Source organism: Streptomyces roseicoloratus (assembly GCF_004117935.1).
Taxonomy (GTDB): domain Bacteria; phylum Actinomycetota; class Actinomycetes; order Streptomycetales; family Streptomycetaceae; genus Streptomyces; species Streptomyces roseicoloratus.
The window spans coordinates 50,166-69,512 of record NZ_SDOY01000153.1 but is presented as its reverse complement, the minus strand read 5'-3'; the positions used below and the strand labels follow the sequence as shown (position 1 = coordinate 69,512).

Genomic DNA, 19,347 nt, shown 5'->3' with positions numbered 1-19,347 from the left:
TGAAGCTTCCCCTTGATCGTGGACACCTGGAGACTGGGATCTGAGGTTCCAGAGGAAGTAGCACCAGGTGGGAAGCAAGTACACGAAGCGGTACACCGAGGAGTTCAAGCGGGACGCGATCGCGCTCGTCGACTCCTCGGGCAAGACGGTCACCGCCGTCGCCCGGGAACTCGGCATCAGCTCCGAGTCCCTGCGCGGCTGGTACCGCCGGGCCAAGGCCGACCAGGGCGAGGGCGTCCCGGGCGAGCTGACCAGCGCGGAGCGTGAGGAACTCAAGCGGCTGCGGCGGGAGAACCGCGAACAGCAGCAGACGATCGAGATCCTGAAAAAAGCGACGGCCTTCTTCGTGAAGGAGAGCGACCGGTGACCATGTTGTACCGGTTGATCCATGCGGAGAAGGCGAACTACCCGATCGTGCTGTTGTGCCGGGTGCTGCACGTGACCCGCTCCTCCTACTACGCCTGGCGCGAGGGCGAGGCCGCCCGCCGAGAGCGCCAGGCCACCGACGACGCGCTCGCCCACGAGATCACCGTGCTCCACATCGCCTCCCGTCGCACCTACGGCGTCCCGCGCATCCACGCCGAGCTGCGGCGTCTGGGGCGGCGGGTGAACCGCAAGCGCATCGCCCGCGTCATGCGCGAGCGCGACATCCGCGGCGTCACCCGCCGCAAGCACCGCTCACTGACCCGGCCGGACAAGAAGGCGAAGCCGGCCCCGGACCTGATCGGCCGCGACTTCCACGCCGCGCGTCCCGGGATCAAGCTGGTCGGCGACATCACCTACCTGCCGACGGCCGAGGGCTGGCTCTACCTCGCCTGCTGGCTGGACCTGGCCACCCGCGAGGTCGTCGGCTACGCCATGGCCGACCACCACCGCGCCGAGCTCGTCGTCGACGCCCTCGACATGGCCTACGGCCGAGGCGGCCTGGAGCCGGGATGCGTGATCCACAGCGATCGCGGCAGCGAGTACACATCGACGCAATTCAGAGATCGAATACGGGAGTTGGGGCTGCGACAGAGCTGCGGACGCACCGGATCATGTTTCGACAACGCCGCGGCGGAGAGTTTCTGGGCCCTGCTCAAGGAAGAGATCGGAACCCGGACCTGGCCCGACCGGGCCACCGCCCGCGCCGAGGTCTTCACCTTCATCGAGACCTTCTACAACCGCCGCCGCCTACGCAAGCACAAGATCTTCGGCTACCTCACCCCGGCCGAGACCAGACAGCGGCACCAACACGCCCTCGCGGCATAACGAACGAGTGTCCGAGATCACGGGGAAACTTCACGGGCGCGTGGTGAGTCGAGTCCGGGTTTGCCGGCGCCGTGGAAGGCGGCAAGGGCGGCTGGATAGTACTCGCGCAGATGCGACCGGAGTCGGTTGATCATCTGCTGCCGGTCCCAGATTGCATCCTGATGAGCGCGGGCCAGAACGGCGACGGCCTGTCCGGCCTCGCTGTCGTCGGGCAAGGGACGATGGGCATGTCGGTCGGTGCGCAGGATGTTGGCCAGCACCCGGGCGTCCGCTGCGTCGGATTTGGCTCGGGAGACGCTGCCTCGATCGCGATAGCGGGCTGCGGCCAGTGGGTTGATCGCGTAGATCTGGCGGCCGGTGGCCCGCAGGCCGGCGACGAGGAGCCCGCGCGGCGTCTCGATGGCGACAGGAATCGGATCCTCTGTGCTGTCACCGTGCTGAGTCAGGAGCTCTATCAGTGCGTGGAAGCCCGCACTGTCGTCGCTGATCCGCAGCTTGGCCACCTGGATTCCGTCCTGGTCGACGAAGGCTATGTCGTGGTGGCCCTCCGCCCAGTCGATGCCACAAAAGATCTTGTTCAAGCCGGTTACCTCCGTACGAATCTGCAGGTCAGTCCCATGCGGAGCACGCGGCGCTCTAATAGAAGTGCTCCAGGCACGCCATCTCATGAGCCGTTCGTGTCTCCAGCGACCGACAGGGACCTCGGTCTGCTGGAGAGCTCATTGGGCTCGCGAACTGCTGAGAGGTGGCCCCTGTCGGCGGGCTGAGGACATGAAAACCGCTGATCCGAGCTTCTGCCGGACGGGACCGGTCTTAGACGAGAGATCAAGGTCCCGGAACTACCGAAGGTCTCCACCCGGCAGGGCAAGGTGCGAGGCGGAACCAGTCCTGGAAAGGAAGCAGCTTCCCGCCTCGCATGGTGCCTCTTGCGCTTACGCGCTCGGGGCCACCCGTGACCTATTAGAACTACCGGTACTCCACCAACCACCAGGTCGTCATCGACGCCGACACCCGCCTGGTCGTCGTGGTCGGCCGGCCGCTCGCCGGGAACCGCAACGACTGCAAGGCATGGGAGGAGTCCGGAGCCAAGGCCGCCGTCGGCAACACCGTCACGATCGCCGACGGCGGCTACCCGGGCACCGGACTTGTCATCCCGCACCGCCGCAAGCGCGGCCAAGCAGAACTCCAGGACTGGCAAGAGGAGCACAACCAGTCCCATAAGCAGGTCCGGGCCCGGGTCGCGCACGTCTTCGCCCGCATGAAGACTGGGAAGATCCTCCGCGACCGCCGCCTCAAGGGAGACAGTGTCCACCACGCCATGATCGGCATTGCCCGGATGCACAACCTCGCCCTCGCTGGATAAGCAAGCGGGCCGCACGGTGGCCGACCATGCTTGAGGCAACCAGAAGATCACTTACGGGACAGCCCTTAGCTGATCGCTTCAGGATGAGGTGCGCAGGCGGCGCAGGCACATAAGGCTGCAGGCAAGTTCGAGCAGGCCCTGGTGGAGATCGGCGCGTCGTTCGTAGCGGGTGCGGAGCCGTTTGAACTGGTGCAGCCAGGCGAAGGCACGCTCGACAACCCAGCGCACCTTGCCCAGTCCGGAGCCATGAGCGACGCCGCGTCGGGCGATCATCGGAACGGCGTCGAGCAGGGGCAGGAGCTGGGTGACGTCGTGCCGGTTGCCACCGGTGAGTGTGACGGCGAGCGGGGTTCCGTGACGGTCGACGATCAAGTGGTGCTTCGAGCCAGAGCGGGCCCGATCGACGGGCGAGGGTCCGACGTGGTCCCCCCTTTCAGCGCCCGGACGTGCGATCCGTCCACGGAGCAGTCGTCCAGGTCCAGCAGGCCGGCGCGACGAAGCTTGGTCAACAGAGCGGCGTGCAGGCGCGGCCAGACACCAGCCTCGGTCCAGTCCCGCAGCCGACGCCAGGCCGTCACACCGGAACAGCCCACTGCCTCCGCGGGGACGTCACGCCACGCGACACCGGTCCGCAGCACATACAGGACGCCGGCGAGCGCCACTCGATCGGGAACACGCAGCCGCCCGCGGGTGGCGATGGCGCCGCTCGGGGGCGGGCGGCAGCAGCGGGGCCACCCGCTCCCACAGGTCATCCGGAACAAGATCAGCACGCACGCCGGACACCCTCCCGACCAAGATCGTCGAGCGCAGGACCCACGGCTCAACTCATTCTGAAACGATCAGTTATGTACCTGAGGTGTCTACCGTGGGTTCCTCGCCGAGCTGCTGATGGCAGAGTGCGACGACCGGGCCCGCCGACGCTCGGAGAGGCGGATCAAGGCGGCTGGCTTCCCGCGGGAGAAGTCCCTGCGGACCTTCGACTTCGAGGCGAACCCGAACATCGACCCGGCCACGATCCACACCCTCGCCAGCTGCGAATGGATCAAGAAGGGCAGCCGCTCTGCCTCATCGGCGATTCCGGCACGGGCAAGTCCCACATGCTCATCGCCCTCGGCACCGAAGCCGCCATGAAGGGCTACCGCGTCCGCTACACACTCGCCACGAAACTGGTCAACGAGCTGGTCGAGGCCGCCGACGAGAAGCAGCTGAACAAGACCATCGCCCGCTACGGCCGCGTTGACCTGCTATGCATTGATGAGCTCGGATACATGGAACTCGACCACCACGGCGCCGAACTCCTCTTCCAGGTCCTGACCGAACGCGAAGAGAAGAACAGCGTCGCCATCGCCTCGAACGAGTCGTTCGGCGGCTGGACCAAGACGTTCACCGACCCCAGGCTCTGCGCGGCTATCGTCGACCGGCTCACGTTCAACGGCACGATCATCGAGACCGGCACCGACTCCTACCGCCTCGCCAGCACCCGAGCCCGAGCCGAGGAGCCCGCCAAGGGCGGCTGACCGCCCCGACAGCCGGCCGAAGGTTTCCGGCTACGTGTCCGCTCGGGTCCAGAACTGACGCGGCGCGAACCCCTCGCGCCGCAGCCAGTGCTCGGTATAGACGATCCGCTCGGCCTCGATCACGACGAGCGGCCCCGTCTGCGGTTCATCGAGAGAACGCGACCGCTCGACATGGTCGGACTGCCAGCGAAAAGCCGGCCAGTAGTGCTCGAAGTCCGCGTCTGCCTCGGACAGTACGCGAGCCCGGCCGAAGAGTTGGGCACCTCGGCTGCTGGCCTGTCCGACCAGCGGAGCGAAGATCCCCACCGACACCCGGGGGTCCGTGGCGAGATTCCTCATCTTCGGCGAACCGGCAGCCGTGGAGAACATCACCGCGAAGTCGAGGTGGAAGTACCGCACCGGAGTCGCGAGCGGCCCTTCCGGTCCCGCCGTCGCGAGCACGCACATGTTCTGCGACGACAGCAGGTTGAGTATTCGCTCTTCCAGCCGCTCGCGATCGAGCCGCTGCTTCGGTGACGGGCCGGCCAGCCACGGATTAGTCACAGGCATGATCAAGTATCCCACGCCCTGCCCCGGGGCCTTCCAGCTTGGACGGCCACGATCGTCGGCAGTGCCGTCAAAACTCGTCGACATCTCCGCAGCCTTGATCACCAACTGCCGCCGGAAGTCATCGACAAACGCTGTCGCTTGAAGTCAACGAAGCCATCGAGGGCGCTGAGCAGGCCGTCGGCTCGGGCAGGGGCTATGGCGCCGTCGAAGGTCCGGAAGTCCTCCGCCGCGCCGTCACGAAGGGGCACCACCGGTCCGTCTGTACCGCTGTCCGGGATCTCGTGCCACGGCACCAGTTCGCGTACCGCGAGCCAGCGCTGCAGGTGGTCCTGAGTCGGCGCGTCTGCGCAGGTACGGCCGTCGGGCGGCTGCAGAGAGAGCGCAAGCTGTTCCGCGACGTCGTCGACCACCACCGTGTCAGGGCCGATCCAGCTGTGGAACCGTCCGCCGATCGCCTCGTCGACCAGGCTCCGGGCCACGTCGGGCGCGACTCCCCACCGATTGAGGAACCAGGTGAGCACTTGGCGGCAGTGACCGTGCCAGCCGCTGCCACACCCGGTGCGGTCGACGACCTGCAAAATCAGATTCCTCGCCGCGCGCTCCCACACTGGTCCTCGATGTCGGCCAGGTCCAGGGGATACGCCTCGAACCAGCCGGCGAGGTACTCCAGCCACTCACGCAGAGCCGCCGCGACACGGTCCAGTGTCTCTTCCGGCGTCGTGATCGAGTCCCGTGGACAGCACCAGTGCCCTACCGGACCGCCGTCGAAATCACCCTCGTCGTGCGACCAGCGCCACCCGACGGTCCAGCGCCCGTACTGCTGAACGAGGGCGTACGACATGGCGTCGGCCCAGGACTCGGCCTTGCCACGACTCCAGGTACTCATGACGGGGTCCCCGAAAGGGACGTCCGGGCGGACAGGCACACACCGAGCCGGCCCAAGCGAACGCACCGTCTGTGCTACAGACGTAACGTCGAAGGCTTGACGAGTGGGATCTACGTCGTCCCAGGTCAGGAAGCGAGGAGCCAACTCAACGATCACCGCGCAAGCCTGCCACGTTCACCCGACGCCCCACAGTGGTTTTCCCACTCAGGAGTGCGACGTCCCCTGTCGCCACCTCCGACGCACAGCCCCGCCAACTCAAGCGCTCATCCGCCAACTGCGATGCTCCGTCACAGGGTGTGACAGAGCACTTCACTTGGCCAACTGAGCGTGGTCGAGAGTTTCACGGCTGTCACATCCGGTCCGGCGTCAGCGCAGTGGCTGTGTGGGATCTGAACCGGCCGCCGTGAACCAACCACTGGTTCCCATGGCACGGCCTGCTTCGATGTCTGGTCGGTAGTGGGCGAAGTACAGAATGTGGAGCAGTTGGCTCCGGCCGTTCGTCCCCGTTCTGTCGAAGACCTTCTTGAGATGGTCTCTGACGGTGTGCGTGGAGATCGTGAGCCGCTTGGCGATCTCGGTGTCCGTCATCCCGTAGATGACAAGCTGTGCCACTTGCTGTTCCCGCGGAGTGAGGCCGTAGGCCTCCATCATGATTCCGACGGTGTGTTCGGGATGGCTGGGCTGGATGATGACGGCGACGCGTCCGTCCTTGTCCACGCGGGTGGCGACAAGGGACAGCCAGCGGCCGGACCGGCCCCGTATCCGCACGCTCGCCTCGCCAGTCCTACGCGCTTTCGCGCACATGTGCAGGAGGGGCTGTGAAATCCGGGCCGCTGCCGTCGGCGACGGTGCGCCGCCCAGTTGGTCGAGACACCACTGGCCGCCGGCTGTGATCCGGTCCAGCCCGCCGTCGGGGTCGAAGGTCAGCAGGCCCGCCGCACCGGGGGCCTCGGTGCCCGCGACAGTGGCGTCGTGCCGCAGGTACGAGCGCCGCAGCCCCTGGGTGACGGCGGGTACGAGTGCTTCCACGGCGGCTGTCTCCTCGACAGTGAAGGGCGGTCTGTCGCCGCCGCGGTGCAGGATCAGCGCACCCCACACCGCGCGCTGGTCGCGCAGAAGCACGCGTAGCTCATCGCCCATGCCGACCGGTTGGTAGACGTCGCGGTAGCGGGCGCTGCCGTGGGGCCGGCGCCGGGTGGCCTGCCACAGCCCGGCCGCGGTGCGGTCCGACCTGACCAGCTCGGGGAACTGGTTGACGTCCTCCTCTCCGTACTCGATCTCCAGTAGCCGTAGCAGGTGGGAGTGCGGCACACCCTTCTCGTGGTAGCCCCCGGTGTGCAGCAGCGTGGCCGGGTCGAGCGTCAGGCCGCAAACGCCGTCGACCGGAACCACAGCCGGGATAATGCCGTTGAGCCGGGCGAACAGCGTGATGGCGTCGGGCAGTTCCCGGCACAGCCGCTCGATCCGGGCCCGCGCCCGGCCCAGGCTCGTGGCGTTCCGCGCGTTCGGTGCGTTCCGTTCCGATGACGTCACCCAGGCCCCCTACCGCAGACCTCGGTCCGGTGAAACCCCCAGAAGTTGGGATCCCTCGCAGAGACAAGCCCGTCTAGCGTCGTACTCGGTACAGGCAAGGCGCGCCTTTCCGTGAAACGTCTTCATCTGCCCAAGGGGGAACCATGAAACGACGCATCTTCGGCAATATGCGGCGCGCGGGGGTCGTGACCGCCGCAGCCGCCGTCGCGCTGCTGGGCTCCGCCGGCATCGCCTCGGCTGCCACGGGCGAGGCGTACGCGTCCGGCCCCGGGGTCTTCGGGTCCGCGAACTGGCAATGGACGAAGAGCGGCTGGACGAACGGCAACGCGGCGGTGCGGGACACCTCGTGCGACGGAAACTCGGTCTACATCCGATTCCAGGTCAAGACCACCAGCGGGTCGGTCTACTCCACGACTCCCCGACGGAACGGTGGCGGCTGCGGGAGCACGTCCTCCTGGGGCGGTCTCACCTACGACGCCGGCTACTACGTCAGCGGCGTGCGGGTGGTGACCTGCGTCGACGACTACGGCGACGACACCTGCTACTACAGCAGCTGGAAGGACAACCCGCTCACGTAGGCGTCTCGGTGCCGTCGGCCCTGGCTCCGGTGCGGAGCCAGGGCCGACGGCACCGCATGTCAGACGAGGCCCGGTCAGCAGCTCGGTGAAGAGCCGCAGATGGCTGCCCTTCGGAGACGAGGGCCAACGACGGCACCGGTTTCGGCATGCCCCTTCCGGTCCCGGCCGATCTCGGCTCGCGCGCCGTGTTCCGGCTCGGTCACTCAAGCGGCCAACTCCCATGCTCACTGGCCAAATGAAGCGCTCAGTCACGCCAGGCCGGCCACGGCCTCCCGGGACAGAACAGCTAGAGCTCGAACTCGAGGTGTTCGACGTCGGTGAAGCGGACTTCCTCCAGCTGGCCGGCGCGGCGGCCGGCGTCCTGGAAGTACACCTCCTTCAGCGCTTCGGCGGCGATCTCCCTCAGTTCGCGCTCACCGGCGCCTGCCTCCTGGGCGTGGAAGAGGCGGGCCGCGTACTGCGGGGGCAGGGCGACGGTCAGGTGCCGGATGCGGTCCTGGTCCGTCGAGCCGATCGGCGCGGTGTAGCCGAGGCGGGCGCGGGTGTCGATGACGATGCCGCCCGTGGTGGCCGCCTTCTGCCGGGCCCTGGCCCTGATCTGCGGCTGCCAGCGGGCCTTCACCTCACGCTCCAGACGCGCGGCGAGGTCCGGGCGGGGCCTCTTGATCTGGTTCTTCACGTACCGTTCGACGGTGCGCTGGGAGACCCCCAGCAGCTCGGCCACCGGCCTGGTGCCCTTCAGCTGCCTGACCAGATACCGCATCTGCGCGCCGGCGCTCCTGGGTGCCGGACGGGTGAACGCCTTCTGGACCGCGGCGTCCAGACCCTCCCCGAACAGGCTCATCGTCCTCTTCCCTCACTCTCCGGTGTCGGCGTCGGTGACGGTGCCGTCCTTGATGTACCGGGCGAGGTTGAGCTCCGGGGCGTCGAACCGGTCACGGACCTCTTCGCCCCACAGGACGGTCTGGGTGCCTTCGTGCTTGACCAGCCCGGGGTTGACGCCCAGTCTGAACCCGCCGGGGAGCGGCTTGCCCTCGCGGTAGGGCAGGAAGTCCAGCGGTGACGGTCCGTCGGCCGCGTACACGACACAGTCCGAGAGGATCGCGACCGGGTACTGGCCGGTGAACGACGCGTGCTTGACGATCTTGCGGTGCAGGTTGATCCGCGTGCGCGAGATGACCGCCGCCCGGATGTCCGGCCGCCACGTCGGACGGGACAGGGCACGCCACGGCTCGCCCGGTCGCCAGCCCTCGCCCCGGGGCCGTTCGCGCAGCTTGCCCAGGCCGCCCTTGACCGTCGCCTTGATCGCCGAGGCCACGATCGCCAGGTGGGGGTCCCGGTCCTTGTAGCCGTCCATCGCGGTCAGGAAGTCCTCTGGAGCCAGGTCGGCGGCGACGCCCAGGTCTGCCATGGTCGCGAGGTAGGCGTCGCGCAGCCGCTGGTACCAGCCGTCCAGGTAGCGGCCGTTCTCGTACCGGACGTACGCCTCCGCCGGCTGCACCTCGTAGCCGAGCTCCACCGCGTACGCCACGGTGGGCGTCGCGTACCAGGCCGGCCCCTCCGGGCGGTCGCCCTTCGGTGTGAACGGGCTCGGCAGCAGGCTGCCGTCCAGTTCCACCCACTCCTTGCCGGCCTTCACCTTCGACAGGTCGACGTGGGACAGGTCCACCAGCCAGCTGCCCGGCAGCTTCGGGTCGAACACCGGGTTCACGAGGTGGGTGGGCGCGCCCAGGCCGACGGACAGTCCGTTGGCGCCTGCCGCAAAGGCCATGTTCACGTCGATGCCGACCAGATGCCCCACGAGGCACTCCGCGTCCGTCAACGGCCGCGCCCAGTCGTACGCCTCCTCGAACAGCTTCTCGTCGGGCCCGCGGACGTGAAACCGCGGCAGGTGCGACAGCAGCGGATGACCGTCCGGAGCCTCGCACGGCGCGCAGTCCACCGGTTCCTTGCCGAGACTGCTGGGGTTGCGCTCCGCGTGCCGCTTCCCCGCCGCGTCGGGCGCCGAGGCGCGCGTCGGCGGGTGCAGCGCGGTCATCAGCTCCAGGCCGGTGACGGCCGTGGAGCCGCGCGGCGTCATCACCCGGGAGGCGTACACGCCCAGGAGACGGGCGAGTTCCGCCGGCGGGAGTTGCCCGGCCTCGCCCCAGTGACGGGTGTCCAGCGCGTTCCAGGAGGGAACGCACAGCTGGACGCAGGCCCGCTCCGAACCCTGCGCGGGGCGGTAGATCCGCGCCCACGGCCCCAGGCCGCGCTTGGTCAGCTTCCATTCGGCGCGGGCCAGCTGCTTGACGACCTTGTGGTCGTCCGGGATCCGCCCGGCAAGCCGCTCCTCGTCGGTAAGGGTGACCGGCAGCCCGTAGCGCTCCAGCACGGTCTCGGTGAGGACGAGCAGCGGGTCGGCGTCCTTTCCGGGGCCGGAGAGCTTCGGCTGACCGAGTTTCGCCTCGCGCAGCGTCCAGTCCACCAGGGACGGCAGGGACTTGGCCGGCACGTCCAGGACCAGGCCGCCCGGGCAGTACGCCAGCACCTTCCCGTCCTCGACGTCCAGGACCGCCAGCGGACCGTTCTCGAACCGCGGGTCGGTACCGCCCGCCGCCTGCCATGACGTCCCGGTCCCGGCCGCCGCCTTCCGCCCGCCCTGACCACGCACCGCCGACGGCGGCCGGACGGCACGCACCTGTGCCGGTTCCGATGCCTGTGCCTGTGCCTGTGCCTGTGCCGTGGGAGAGTACGGCGCGACAGGTCTTTGGGCGCCTTGCGTGCCGTCAGTGCTCTGAGTGCTCTCAGTGCTCTCAGTGCTCCGAGGTGCCGGAGTCGCCGCCGGAGTCGCCGCCGGTTCCGATGCCTCGCCTGCGGGCAGAGGCGCCGGGGTCTCCGGTGTCGCGTTCACGGTGCCGGCGCGCGTCGCCGATACCGTGGGATCCTCCTCGGACGCGCCCACGCTTTCGGGGTCGGGGTAGAGCTTCGCGAGCCCCTCGAGGAGTCGTGCGTACGCGTCGCGCTCGGGCGGGCGGGGCTCGGTCTTGCCGGACTCCCAGCCGCTGACCGTGGCCCGGCGCACCTTGAGGGCGGTGGCCACCTCGTCGATCGTCAGGCCGTGCGCGGCACGCAGCCTCTTCCGTTCCGCCGGCGGCGGGAGCGGGGCGCGGGACGCGAGCAGCGCGTCGACGGCGTCGAACAACTCCGACATGACACCTCCTATGGCGCCAGCCTATCCCTCTGGAGCGTACATGTCGCGTACGTTTGCCGTACGTCATGCGTACGTGTCGCGTACGCCGTCGACACGCCTCGCAAACCGGCGATCCGCACGGCGCGTCCTCACCTCCTCGTCCCTCCCGGCATCCGGCCCCGGCGGCGATTTTCGGCCACCTGTGCGTCGCAGCGCGCCTGACTAGCGCAGCAGCGGTTTATGGTCATCGCCGGTCCGCGTGTCATGCTCGTGTTATGTCGGGGGATCGCCGTGGGGTGGCAGAGCCAGGGCCGGAGAAGAAACTCCTTGACGAAGGGGCTGATGCATCGATGTTCTCCTCGCGTCGGTACGTGGCCCGCCAAGGCGCACCGGCCAGAAGCGGCGAGCCCTCGGCGGAGCCCGCGTCGGCCGTTCAGGAAGTGCTCGACGGACTTCCTGGTTCCGCGATCTTCCTCAAGCCGGTACTCGGGACCGAGGGCGAGGTGACGGACTTCCGGATCATGGCGGCGTCGCCCGAGGCGGTCGACGTCGCGGGTCGCACCGGCAGGGAACTCGTGGGTCTGAGCGTCCTCGAGACCTATCCCAACGTGGACGGTTCGGAGCTGTGGCGTGGCTACCTCCAGGCCCTGGAGACGGGCACCGTCTACGAAGGGGAGCCGTTCGAGTACGAGGAGGTCCTCGCCGGCATTCCGCGGCTGTCGCGGTTCGCCGTGCGCGCGGCGGCGTGCAAGGGCGGGCTGGTCGTGTCCTGGGTACGCCTGGACACCGGCGAACGGGAACAGTGCCGCCTGGCGGTGCTGCAGCGCCTCGGCGGCATGGGCTGGGCCGACTGGGACCTGGTGCGGAACACGATCACCTGGTCGGACGAGGTCTACGTCCTCTTCGACAGGGATCCGTCCCGCGGTCCGATGACGCTGGAGGAACTGCCCCGGCACGTCGTCCCCGAGGATCTGCCCGCGCTGGGAGAGGTCGTCCAGAGCCTTCTGCGGGACGGCACGCCTGCCGACCACGTCTTCCGGATCTCCGCCGCCGACGGCGACACCCGCTACGTACGGATCGTGGCGGAGGTCGACGTCGACGCCATGGGCGCGCCCGTCGAGGTCCACGGCTTCTTCCAGGACCAGACCGCGGCCAAGCGGGCGGAACAGCAGTTGCTGGACCACGAGCGGGGCGCCCTGGTCCAGCGTGGCCTGCTGGCCGCCGAACGCGATCTCGCCGTCCGCCTCCAGCACGCGCTGCTGCCGCTGCCCGAGCAGTCCCTGCGGCTGGCCGGTCTGACCGTGAACGTGGCCTACCAGCCGCTCCAGGAACGACTCAACGTCGGCGGTGACTGGTACAGCGCCATCGAGCTGCCCGACGGCAGCGCCCTGCTCGTCGTCGGTGACGTCGCCGGGCACGGGCTCGACGCCGTCGCCACCATGGCCCAGCTGCGGTTCACCGCCAAGGGCATGGCGGTCACGGGCACGCCCCTGCCCCAGATCCTGGCTCGGCTGAACACGCTGCTGCTGCACAGCGCCGAGCGGAGCTTCAGCACGGCCACCATGATCATGGGGCGCTACGAGCCGGCCACTTCCCGCCTCACGTGGGTGCAGGCCGGTCACCTCCCGCCCCTGCTCGTCCGCGACGGCGAAGCCCGCTTCCTGCCCCCGCCCGAGGGTGTTCTGCTGGGCGCGATGGCGACCGCGCATTACGAGGCGTCCACGCTCCGGCTGCAGCCTGGCGATCATCTGCTGTTGTACACGGACGGACTGGTCGAGAAGCCGGGAGAGGACATCGGCGAGGGCCTGGACCGTCTGGCCCGGTCCACGGTGGAGTGCGCCGAGGGCAGTGGTTTCCTGGACGCCGTCATCGACGGTCTGCTCGATCCGGACGTCCGTCGCGACGACGTCTGCGCCCTGCACGTCAGCCTCTGACGGCCTTCCTTTGACGCTCTGCCCCTGACGGTCTGCCTCTGACGGTCTACCCCTGACGGTCCGCCTCTGACAGGTGGCAGTCGGCTTCCGTGAGCCGCCTCCCGCGCGGTCGCCCCGTGGCGGCGGGCGGAATCGGCGCGGCATGGCGGCGGTCGTGTGTTGCTGAGTGAACGCAGCGGGTCGCCCGGTGCCGCCCGTCCAGGTGGCAGTCGGCTTCCGCGCCGCTCTCGCCCACGGGTGGATGCCCGCGAACCCCGGCTCGGCGTTCCGTGCCGACGAGGCATGCGATGCCAACCGCGTTCCTGGCCAAAGAAGGCGTCTTCGCAGGCTGATTGTTGGCCGGGCGCCGCCCTGCTCTCACCTGCCAGGGCCTCTAGCATTCGAGCACCCCGCCCGTATCGGCGGGGCCCGCGAGGCGCACGTCTGGCATGTGCATGATAGTTCAACTGTTGCCGGCTGCACCACCCCGACCGCACGATCCGCGCCTCGATCCACCGCAGTAGGTCCGTGACGGCCGCCCGACACCGTGGCGCGCCGCACCCCCCGGCCCGCGACCGGACGCCTCCGCGTTCGTCCGGGCGCCGAAGCACTGGATGGGAGAAGGATGAGAATCCCCTTACTGGTGAGCGCAGCGAGCGTCGCCCTGTTCGCCTCGGTCCTGCCCGCGCAGGCCAGCCCTTCGTCGATCGCCGACCCGCCCCCGGACCGGATCGTCATCGACGTCGCCACGGTGAACGGCTCCGGCTGCCCCCGGGGAACCACCGCCATCGCCGTGTCCGAGGACAACACGGCCTTCACGGTCACGTACAGCGCGTACCTGGCGCAGGCGGGCGGTGGCTCCTCCCCCACGGCGGCCCGCAGAAACTGCCAGCTGAACCTTCTGGTGCACGTGCCCCAGGGGTTCACCTACGCGATCGCCAGCGCCGACTACCGCGGCTACGCCTCCCTCCAGCCGGGCGCGAGCAGCACCGAGAAGGCCTCGTACTACTTCCAGGGATCGCCCGCCACCGCGTCCCGGGCGCACACCTTCCGGGGCCCGTACGAGGACAACTGGCAGGCCACCGACGAGACCGACTGGGCTCAGCTCGTGTGGGCGCCGTGCGGGGTGCAGCGGAACTTCAACATCAACACCGAGCTGCGGGTGGACGCCGGCACGTCGAACCCGGCCCACACCAGCTACATGACGATGGACTCCACCGACGGAGACATCAGCACCGTCTACCACCTCGCGTGGAAGCAGTGCCCGAAGCACTGACGCGATGACGCCCTGACGCGCTCCGGCCGGGTACGGGGATGCTCACGTGCCCGGTTCCCGGCCGGGGGTCCGCCGCACCGCGGTTCGCTCGGTTCCCGCGTTCCCGCGCTAGCGGTCCGAGCCCCAGCGCCAGAGCAGTTGCCCGCCTTCCGGGACCGCCGTCCAGCGGGCGGCTGCGGCGTCCAGGCGGGGCCCCGTTCTCGCCAGCGCCTCGGCGTCCAGCGGCGCCGGGCCGACGCCGCGGCCCTCCGTGGACAGACCCCGCCAGACGCGGTAGGCCCAGTTCACCGACAGCTCGGCCGCCATGACGGCGTCGCCGCCCCGGCGCAGCACCTTCATCCCGGAGCGGCGGTGCCGTCCCGGGGTGACGAGCTCGAAGCCCTGGAACGTGGCACCGCGCGCCATCGCGCCCCAGAACCCGTCGCCGATGCCGAGCGCGGTCTCGACGACGGCGTGCACCAGGTCGTGCGGCATGCTCGGACCGTCCGGCTGGGCGGGGAGCCTCACGTCCGGCCCCTTGCGGGCGCGGACCAGAATCTCGTGCTGATTGCCCGGCAGCCTCCGGAAGACCATCTCCATCGCGCACGAGGGTAGACGCGGACGTGGCGGCCGCCAACCGATTTTCTTCCCGCTCGCCTGTGCTGGTTCCGGCCGCTCGCGCGTTCCGTGCACGGCGGGCGTCACGCCTGCCGATCCCGTCTGCCGGCAGGGCGGTCAAGGCCAGTGGAGCGCCTTGGCGCTCGCCGTTGGGGGCTTGGAGTGATCGGCGGATCAGCACGGCGTGCGCGCTCACCGGCGCCGGGGGTCCTCGTTCCTCCACCGGCCGTTTCCGCCGCTCGGTCGTCAGCCGAACCACACCACCAGGCGGACGTTCTCGTCGCCGTGCTCGGCCGCCAGTTCGCGCATCGTCGTCCAGACCGGTCCCCAGCGGTCGCCGTCCGGGGGCGCGAAGATCCGGGGCGTGACGTCGACGGGGCGGTACACCGCGCCGTTCAGGTGCACCTCACCGCCTTCCGGCCACTCCGGGGGCATCAGATCCTCGCCGAAGAGTTCCTCCGCCGCGTCGAGGACCTCCGCCGGCGTCCCGTACACGTCGTCCAGTTCCAGTTCGCCCCGCGGGCCCGGCAGCCACGTGCCGATGTGCGTCCAGGACGCTCCGTCGGTCAGGGGCGCGTCCCAGTCGACGGTCGCGACCTCGGCCCAGGTGGCGTACGAATGGCTGTGGTTGATCTCATCGTCCGGGACGTCGTCCGAGACGTCGTCCGGTTTGCCCCTCTGGTCGAACAACGCCCGGCCGATGTCCACACCGAGGCCTCCGCCGTAGCCGAAGAGACATTCCCGCGCGTATCTGTCGCGTACGAGCGCACAGTCGGGCAGCCAGTCCCGGGCCGTCCACCGGCCGTCCCGACCGCGCACCTCGATCAGGCCTTCTATGTCCGTCCCCATGGGTGTCGATCCTAGGCCCGGGGCCGGTCCGGATCTCCTGGACGGGGCGGGCCCGGGTGCCGTTCCGGGCGGGCACGTCGCGGGCGTCGGCGATCCGGTCGGTGAAGACGTCGTGCGGCGCCGTCCGGTCCCGGGGCGTGACGCGTCCCGCGCCATCCGCAGACGGTCATGTCCCGGTCTCGGTGAGCGGGGAGAGGGGGCGTTCGAAGAAGGTCTCCAGGACCACCGTGGCCTGTGTGCCGCTGACCCCCTTGATGGCGTAGATCCGCCGCAGCACGTCCTGGAGTTGCTCGGTGGTCCGGGTCCTCACCTTCACCAGCACGGAGGCGCTGCCGGCGATGACGTGCGCCTCCACGATCTCCGGGAGCGCGGCGAACTCCTGCGCCGAATCGCCCATCCAGGAGGTCGACTCGACCATCACGTAGGCGAGGACGGCGCTGCCCACGGCGGCCGGGTCCACGTCGACGGTGGTGCGCCGGATGGCACCGCGCTCCCGCAGCTTCCGCACCCGCTCGTGAGCGGCGCCGGCGGACAGGCCGACGGCCTGCCCGAGTGCGGCGTAGGACTGGGTGGCGTCCTGCTGGAGCTGCGCCAGCAGCGCGCGGTCGATGTGATCCACAACTCTCCATTCGGAATCGACTCGCCAGGACTGTATCTCATCTTGCAGTATGCGCTGAAGGCCGATTCTTGTTCGGTCACGGTGAGTTGGTGAGGAGTGGACTCGATGAACGACGAGCGCCCGGGGCTGTACGAGATGCTGGACGACCGGTTCCGGACCGGGAGGTGCATGAACGGTGACGAGGCGCTGGAAGTCCTCTTCACCGGCTGCCGTTGGGCCGAGGGGCCGATCTATCTGCCGGCCTGGCGGCAGGCGGTCTGGAGCGACATCCCCAACGACCGGATGCTGCGGTGGGACGAGGAGACCGGCTCGGTCGGCGTCTTCCGCCGGTCCGCCGGACACACCAACGGCAACACCCTCGACCGCGAGGGCCGGCTGATCACCTGCGAGCAGGGCAACCGGCGGGTGACCCGGACCGAGCACGACGGCACGATCACCGTGCTGGCCGACCGCTGGCAGGGCAAGCGCCTCAACAGCCCGAACGACGCGGCCGTGAAGTCCGACGGCTCGATATGGTTCTCCGATCCGGACTTCGGCATCACCAGCGACTACGAGGGATACCGCGCGGACAGCGAGATCGGGGCCAACAACGTCTACCGCATCGACCCCGTCACGGGTGAGGTGCGGCTGGTCGCGGACTGCTTCGGCGCGCCGAACGGGCTGGTCTTCTCCTCCGACGAGCAGCAGTTGTACGTCTCCGACACCCGCGCGGGGCTCATCCGCGTCTTCGACGTCCGCGACGACGGCACCCTGTCCGACGGCAAGGTCTTCGCCGAGGCCGGGGCCCGCGAGAAGGCGCGCTTCGACAACCTGCGCTTCGACGACGGCGGCCGGCTCTGGGTCGCCGCGATGGCCGACGGCGTGCACTGTTACGACCCCGACGGCACCCTGATCGGGCGTCTGAACGTCCCGGAGGCCGTCGCCAACATCTCCTGGGGCGGCGCCAAGCGCAACCGCCTCTTCATCGCCGCGGAGACCAGCCTGTACTCGGTCGTCATGGGTGTCACCGGCACCCACCCGACCGGGCCGGGACGGCGGCCCTGGAGGTAGCACGTGCCGGGCCCCGGAACGGCTCCGGCCTCGCGGGGCTCGATCCGACGGAGTCGCATAGCCCCTGAAGGCGCGGCGGTACGCCGTCGGTCCTGTCGCCCCCACGCCACAGCCACCCCGGTACGGCTCCGCCCTCTCCGTGTCCAGGGTGAGTCCGAGGTCCGCGCGCCGTCGGCGTCCTCGGGGGTGCCGTGGCCGGCACGAGGGTGGTGCTGTCCCGGCTCAGGGTGCCGTCCGCCGCGGGCCCGTCGGTGGGACGGTGAACACGGAGGTGTCCCGCCGCCCCACGACCGGGGCCTGTGTCATTTCCCTTCCTCCGCGCCCGGCCGGTCCTCGCCCTTGCGGCCGCCGGGCAGGAGTTCCTGCACCTTGGCCTTGAAGCCCTGCCGGATCATGGCGGCGCGGTCGCTGTCCCCCTTGAGGACGGAGGAGGCCGCCGCCTCGATCTGGTCGAGCGAGGCGTGCGGCGGGATCGGCGGCACCGCCGGGTCGGTGACGAAGTCGAGCACGCAGGGCCGGTCGGCGGCCAGCGCGGTCTCCCACGCGGCCTGGACCTCGCCGGGCTTCTCGACCCGGATGCCGTGCAGGCCGGCGAGCCGGGCGACGTCGGCGTACGGGAAATCGGGGATCGACTGGGACGGCAGAAACTGGGGTGCGCCGGACATGGCGCGCATCTCCCAGGTGACCTGGTTGAGGTCCTGGTTGTTGAGGACGGCGACGATCAGCCGCGGGTCCTCCCACTCGCGCCAGTACTTGGCGACGGTGATCAGCTCCGCCATGCCGTTCATCTGCATCGCGCCGTCGCCGACGAGGGCGATCGCGGGCCGGTCGCCGTGCGCGAACTTGGCGCCGATGACGTACGGCACGCCGGGCCCCATGGTCGCGAGCGTGCCCGACAGCGAGCCCCGCATCGCGCCGCGCAGCCGCAGGTGGCGCGCGTACCAGTTGGCGGCCGACCCCGAGTCGGCGGCCAGGACGACGTTCTCGGGCAGCAGTTCGTCGAGCGCGTGGACCACGTATTCGGGGTTGATCGGGTCGGCGTCGACGGCGGCGCGCCGCTGCATGACCTCCCACCAGCGGGCGGTGTCCTTCTCGATCTTCTTGCGCCAGTTCTTCTTGTCCGGGCCCGCCTTCAGCAGCGGCAGCAGCCGGGTCAGCGTCTCGCGGGCGTCACCGACCAGGTTGACCTCGAACGGATAGCGCAGGCCGACCATGTGCGGGTCGATGTCGATCTGAACGGCCCGCGCCTGCCCGAACTCCGGCAGGAACTGCGTGTACGGGAAGGAGGAACCGATCACGAGGAGGGTGTCGCAGCCCGTCATCAGCTCGTACGACGGCCGGGTGCCGAGCAGGCCGATGGAGCCGGTGACGTAGGGCAGGTCGTCGTCCAGCGCGTCCTTGCCGAGCAGTGCCTTGGCGACGCCGGCGCCCAGCCGGTCGGCGGCCTCCATCACCTCCCGGCGGGCGCCGCGCGCGCCCTGACCCACCAGGATCGCGACCTTCTCGCCGGCGTTGAGCACCTCCGCGGCGCGCGCCAGATCGGCGTCGCCGGGCACCGGCGCGTAGGAGGGCATGCCCAGGCTGGACGGCACCATCTTGAAGGCGTGCTCGGGCGGCGTGTAGTCGAGTTCCTGCACGTCGGCGGGGATGACGACCGCCGTCACGGAGCGCCGGGCCATCGCGGTCCGCATCGCGCGGTCGATCACGTTGGGCAGCTGCTGGGGGACGGTGACGGTCTCGCAGAAGTCCGAGGCGACGTCCTTGTACAGGCCCATCAGGTCGACCTCTTGCTGGTACGAGCCGCCCATGGCGCTGCGATGGGTCTGGCCGACGATCGCCACGACCGGGACGTGGTCGAGCTTGGCGTCGTACAGGCCGTTGAGCAGGTGGATGGCGCCCGGTCCGGACGTGGCGGCACAGACGCCGACCCTGCCGGAGAACTTCGCGTAGCCGACGGCCTCCAAGGCGGCCATCTCCTCGTGGCGGGCCTGGATGAACCTGGGCCTGTCGTCGGCCCGGCCCCAGGCGGCGAGGAGTCCGTTGATGCCGTCGCCGGGGTACGAGAAGACGTACTCGACGCCCCAGTCCCGCAGACGTTCCAGTACGTGGTCGGAGACCTTGATCGACATGGTGTGAACCCTCCAGAGGCCGTGTCGGCTGCGCGTCGTTCTTCTCTGTGGTCGGTGCCTATTCC

At 69.5% G+C, this 19,347-nt stretch carries 16 protein-coding genes and 4 pseudogenes; 8 read left to right on the top strand and 12 right to left on the bottom strand.

Annotated features, from left to right (window positions below; translation table 11 throughout):
- The first annotated feature begins 67 nt into the window (after nt 1-67).
- Both ESG85_RS26715 and ESG85_RS26710 read left to right on the top strand, forming a co-directional pair.
- Nucleotides 68-367, top strand: a complete 300-nt coding sequence (locus ESG85_RS26715) for a transposase (protein WP_128977975.1) — start codon at nt 68-70, stop codon at nt 365-367.
- Between the two features lie 2 nt (nt 368-369).
- Nucleotides 370-1,251, top strand: coding sequence for an IS3 family transposase (locus ESG85_RS26710; protein ID WP_246094928.1), 882 nt, complete (start codon nt 370-372; stop codon nt 1,249-1,251).
- 26 nt (nt 1,252-1,277) lie between these two features.
- Here the strand turns inward: ESG85_RS26710 and ESG85_RS26705 are convergent.
- Nucleotides 1,278-1,832, bottom strand: a pseudogene (locus ESG85_RS26705) (IS110 family transposase); the annotation flags it as partial.
- Between the two features lie 383 nt (nt 1,833-2,215).
- On the opposite strand from ESG85_RS26705, the pseudogene ESG85_RS26700 reads away from it, so the two are divergent.
- Nucleotides 2,216-2,614: pseudogene (locus ESG85_RS26700) on the top strand (transposase); the annotation flags it as partial.
- A 78-nt stretch (nt 2,615-2,692) separates the two neighbouring features.
- Here the strand turns inward: ESG85_RS26700 and ESG85_RS26695 are convergent.
- Nucleotides 2,693-3,388, bottom strand: a pseudogene (locus ESG85_RS26695) (IS5 family transposase).
- An 87-nt stretch (nt 3,389-3,475) separates the two neighbouring features.
- On the opposite strand from ESG85_RS26695, the pseudogene istB reads away from it, so the two are divergent.
- Nucleotides 3,476-4,131 (top strand): annotated as a pseudogene (gene istB, locus ESG85_RS26690) (IS21-like element helper ATPase IstB); the annotation flags it as partial.
- Between the two features lie 30 nt (nt 4,132-4,161).
- Here the strand turns inward: istB and ESG85_RS26685 are convergent.
- The 4 genes from ESG85_RS26685 to ESG85_RS26675 form a co-directional block, all read right to left on the bottom strand.
- Nucleotides 4,162-4,680 carry a pyridoxamine 5'-phosphate oxidase family protein gene (locus ESG85_RS26685; protein ID WP_128983568.1) on the bottom strand — a complete coding sequence of 173 codons (519 nt, stop codon included), beginning with the start codon at nt 4,678-4,680 and terminating at the stop codon, nt 4,162-4,164.
- Nucleotides 4,681-4,778: 98 nt separating this feature from the next.
- Nucleotides 4,779-5,258 carry a hypothetical protein gene (locus tag ESG85_RS35355; RefSeq protein WP_181019124.1) on the bottom strand — a complete coding sequence of 160 codons (480 nt, stop codon included), beginning with the start codon at nt 5,256-5,258 and terminating at the stop codon, nt 4,779-4,781.
- A 2-nt stretch (nt 5,259-5,260) separates the two neighbouring features.
- The gene (locus tag ESG85_RS35350) at nt 5,261-5,566 is read right to left on the bottom strand and encodes a hypothetical protein (RefSeq protein WP_181019123.1); all 306 of its coding nucleotides are present in this window, start codon (nt 5,564-5,566) and stop codon (nt 5,261-5,263) included.
- 366 nt (nt 5,567-5,932) lie between these two features.
- Nucleotides 5,933-7,099, bottom strand: coding sequence for a helix-turn-helix transcriptional regulator (locus ESG85_RS26675; RefSeq protein ID WP_128983554.1), 1,167 nt, complete (start codon nt 7,097-7,099; stop codon nt 5,933-5,935).
- Nucleotides 7,100-7,242: 143 nt separating this feature from the next.
- On the opposite strand from ESG85_RS26675, the gene ESG85_RS26670 reads away from it, so the two are divergent.
- Complete coding sequence (locus ESG85_RS26670; protein ID WP_128983552.1) at nt 7,243-7,677, top strand: hypothetical protein; 435 nt, start codon at nt 7,243-7,245, stop codon at nt 7,675-7,677.
- Nucleotides 7,678-7,963: 286 nt separating this feature from the next.
- Here the strand turns inward: ESG85_RS26670 and tpg are convergent, their stop codons facing one another.
- Together tpg and tap are read right to left on the bottom strand one after the other, a co-directional pair.
- The gene (gene tpg, locus ESG85_RS26665; RefSeq protein ID WP_128983550.1) at nt 7,964-8,521 is read right to left on the bottom strand and encodes a telomere-protecting terminal protein Tpg; all 558 of its coding nucleotides are present in this window, start codon (nt 8,519-8,521) and stop codon (nt 7,964-7,966) included.
- Nucleotides 8,522-8,533: 12 nt separating this feature from the next.
- Nucleotides 8,534-10,870, bottom strand: coding sequence for a telomere-associated protein Tap (gene tap, locus ESG85_RS26660; protein WP_128983548.1), 2,337 nt, complete (start codon nt 10,868-10,870; stop codon nt 8,534-8,536).
- 329 nt (nt 10,871-11,199) lie between these two features.
- On the opposite strand from tap, the gene ESG85_RS26655 reads away from it, so the two are divergent.
- Nucleotides 11,200-12,783: a PP2C family protein-serine/threonine phosphatase gene (locus tag ESG85_RS26655; RefSeq protein ID WP_128983546.1), complete on the top strand. Its 1,584-nt coding sequence runs from the start codon at nt 11,200-11,202 to the stop codon at nt 12,781-12,783.
- A 604-nt stretch (nt 12,784-13,387) separates the two neighbouring features.
- Complete coding sequence (locus ESG85_RS26650) at nt 13,388-14,038, top strand: DUF4360 domain-containing protein (protein ID WP_128983544.1); 651 nt, start codon at nt 13,388-13,390, stop codon at nt 14,036-14,038.
- Nucleotides 14,039-14,146: 108 nt separating this feature from the next.
- On the opposite strand, the gene ESG85_RS26645 is transcribed toward ESG85_RS26650, so the two are convergent.
- The 3 genes from ESG85_RS26645 to ESG85_RS26635 all read right to left on the bottom strand — a co-directional run bounded on the left by ESG85_RS26645 (nt 14,147) and on the right by ESG85_RS26635 (nt 16,103).
- A complete protein-coding gene (locus ESG85_RS26645) occupies nt 14,147-14,617 on the bottom strand; it encodes a hypothetical protein (protein WP_128983542.1) in 471 nt (156 codons plus the stop codon).
- 264 nt (nt 14,618-14,881) lie between these two features.
- Nucleotides 14,882-15,484 (bottom strand): hypothetical protein, encoded by a 603-nt coding sequence (locus ESG85_RS26640; RefSeq protein ID WP_128983540.1) that lies wholly within the window; start codon nt 15,482-15,484, stop codon nt 14,882-14,884.
- 166 nt (nt 15,485-15,650) lie between these two features.
- Nucleotides 15,651-16,103: an Lrp/AsnC family transcriptional regulator gene (locus tag ESG85_RS26635; RefSeq protein ID WP_128983538.1), complete on the bottom strand. Its 453-nt coding sequence runs from the start codon at nt 16,101-16,103 to the stop codon at nt 15,651-15,653.
- A 105-nt stretch (nt 16,104-16,208) separates the two neighbouring features.
- On the opposite strand from ESG85_RS26635, the gene ESG85_RS26630 reads away from it, so the two are divergent.
- The gene (locus tag ESG85_RS26630; RefSeq protein ID WP_128983536.1) at nt 16,209-17,153 is read left to right on the top strand and encodes an SMP-30/gluconolactonase/LRE family protein; all 945 of its coding nucleotides are present in this window, start codon (nt 16,209-16,211) and stop codon (nt 17,151-17,153) included.
- Between the two features lie 302 nt (nt 17,154-17,455).
- Here ESG85_RS26630 and ESG85_RS26625 read toward each other — a convergent pair whose 3' ends face one another.
- Nucleotides 17,456-19,282, bottom strand: coding sequence for a thiamine pyrophosphate-requiring protein (locus ESG85_RS26625; RefSeq protein WP_128983534.1), 1,827 nt, complete (start codon nt 19,280-19,282; stop codon nt 17,456-17,458).
- Nucleotides 19,283-19,347: the final 65 nt, after the last annotated feature.

What these genes read in the sequence shown, in the direction of transcription:
- ESG85_RS26710 (WP_246094928.1), top strand. Translation starts at nt 370, where the DNA reads ATGTTGTACCGGTTGATCCATGCGGAGAAGGCGAACTACCCGATCGTG.
- ESG85_RS26685 (WP_128983568.1), bottom strand. Translation starts at nt 4,680, where the DNA reads ATGCCTGTGACTAATCCGTGGCTGGCCGGCCCGTCACCGAAGCAGCGG.
- ESG85_RS35350 (WP_181019123.1), bottom strand. Translation starts at nt 5,566, where the DNA reads ATGAGTACCTGGAGTCGTGGCAAGGCCGAGTCCTGGGCCGACGCCATG.
- ESG85_RS26670 (WP_128983552.1), top strand. Translation starts at nt 7,243, where the DNA reads ATGAAACGACGCATCTTCGGCAATATGCGGCGCGCGGGGGTCGTGACC.
- tpg (WP_128983550.1), bottom strand. Translation starts at nt 8,521, where the DNA reads ATGAGCCTGTTCGGGGAGGGTCTGGACGCCGCGGTCCAGAAGGCGTTC.
- tap (WP_128983548.1), bottom strand. Translation starts at nt 10,870, where the DNA reads ATGTCGGAGTTGTTCGACGCCGTCGACGCGCTGCTCGCGTCCCGCGCC.
- ESG85_RS26655 (WP_128983546.1), top strand. Translation starts at nt 11,200, where the DNA reads ATGTTCTCCTCGCGTCGGTACGTGGCCCGCCAAGGCGCACCGGCCAGA.
- ESG85_RS26650 (WP_128983544.1), top strand. Translation starts at nt 13,388, where the DNA reads ATGAGAATCCCCTTACTGGTGAGCGCAGCGAGCGTCGCCCTGTTCGCC.
- ESG85_RS26645 (WP_128983542.1), bottom strand. Translation starts at nt 14,617, where the DNA reads ATGGAGATGGTCTTCCGGAGGCTGCCGGGCAATCAGCACGAGATTCTG.
- ESG85_RS26640 (WP_128983540.1), bottom strand. Translation starts at nt 15,484, where the DNA reads ATGGGGACGGACATAGAAGGCCTGATCGAGGTGCGCGGTCGGGACGGC.
- ESG85_RS26630 (WP_128983536.1), top strand. Translation starts at nt 16,209, where the DNA reads ATGAACGACGAGCGCCCGGGGCTGTACGAGATGCTGGACGACCGGTTC.
- ESG85_RS26625 (WP_128983534.1), bottom strand. Translation starts at nt 19,282, where the DNA reads ATGTCGATCAAGGTCTCCGACCACGTACTGGAACGTCTGCGGGACTGG.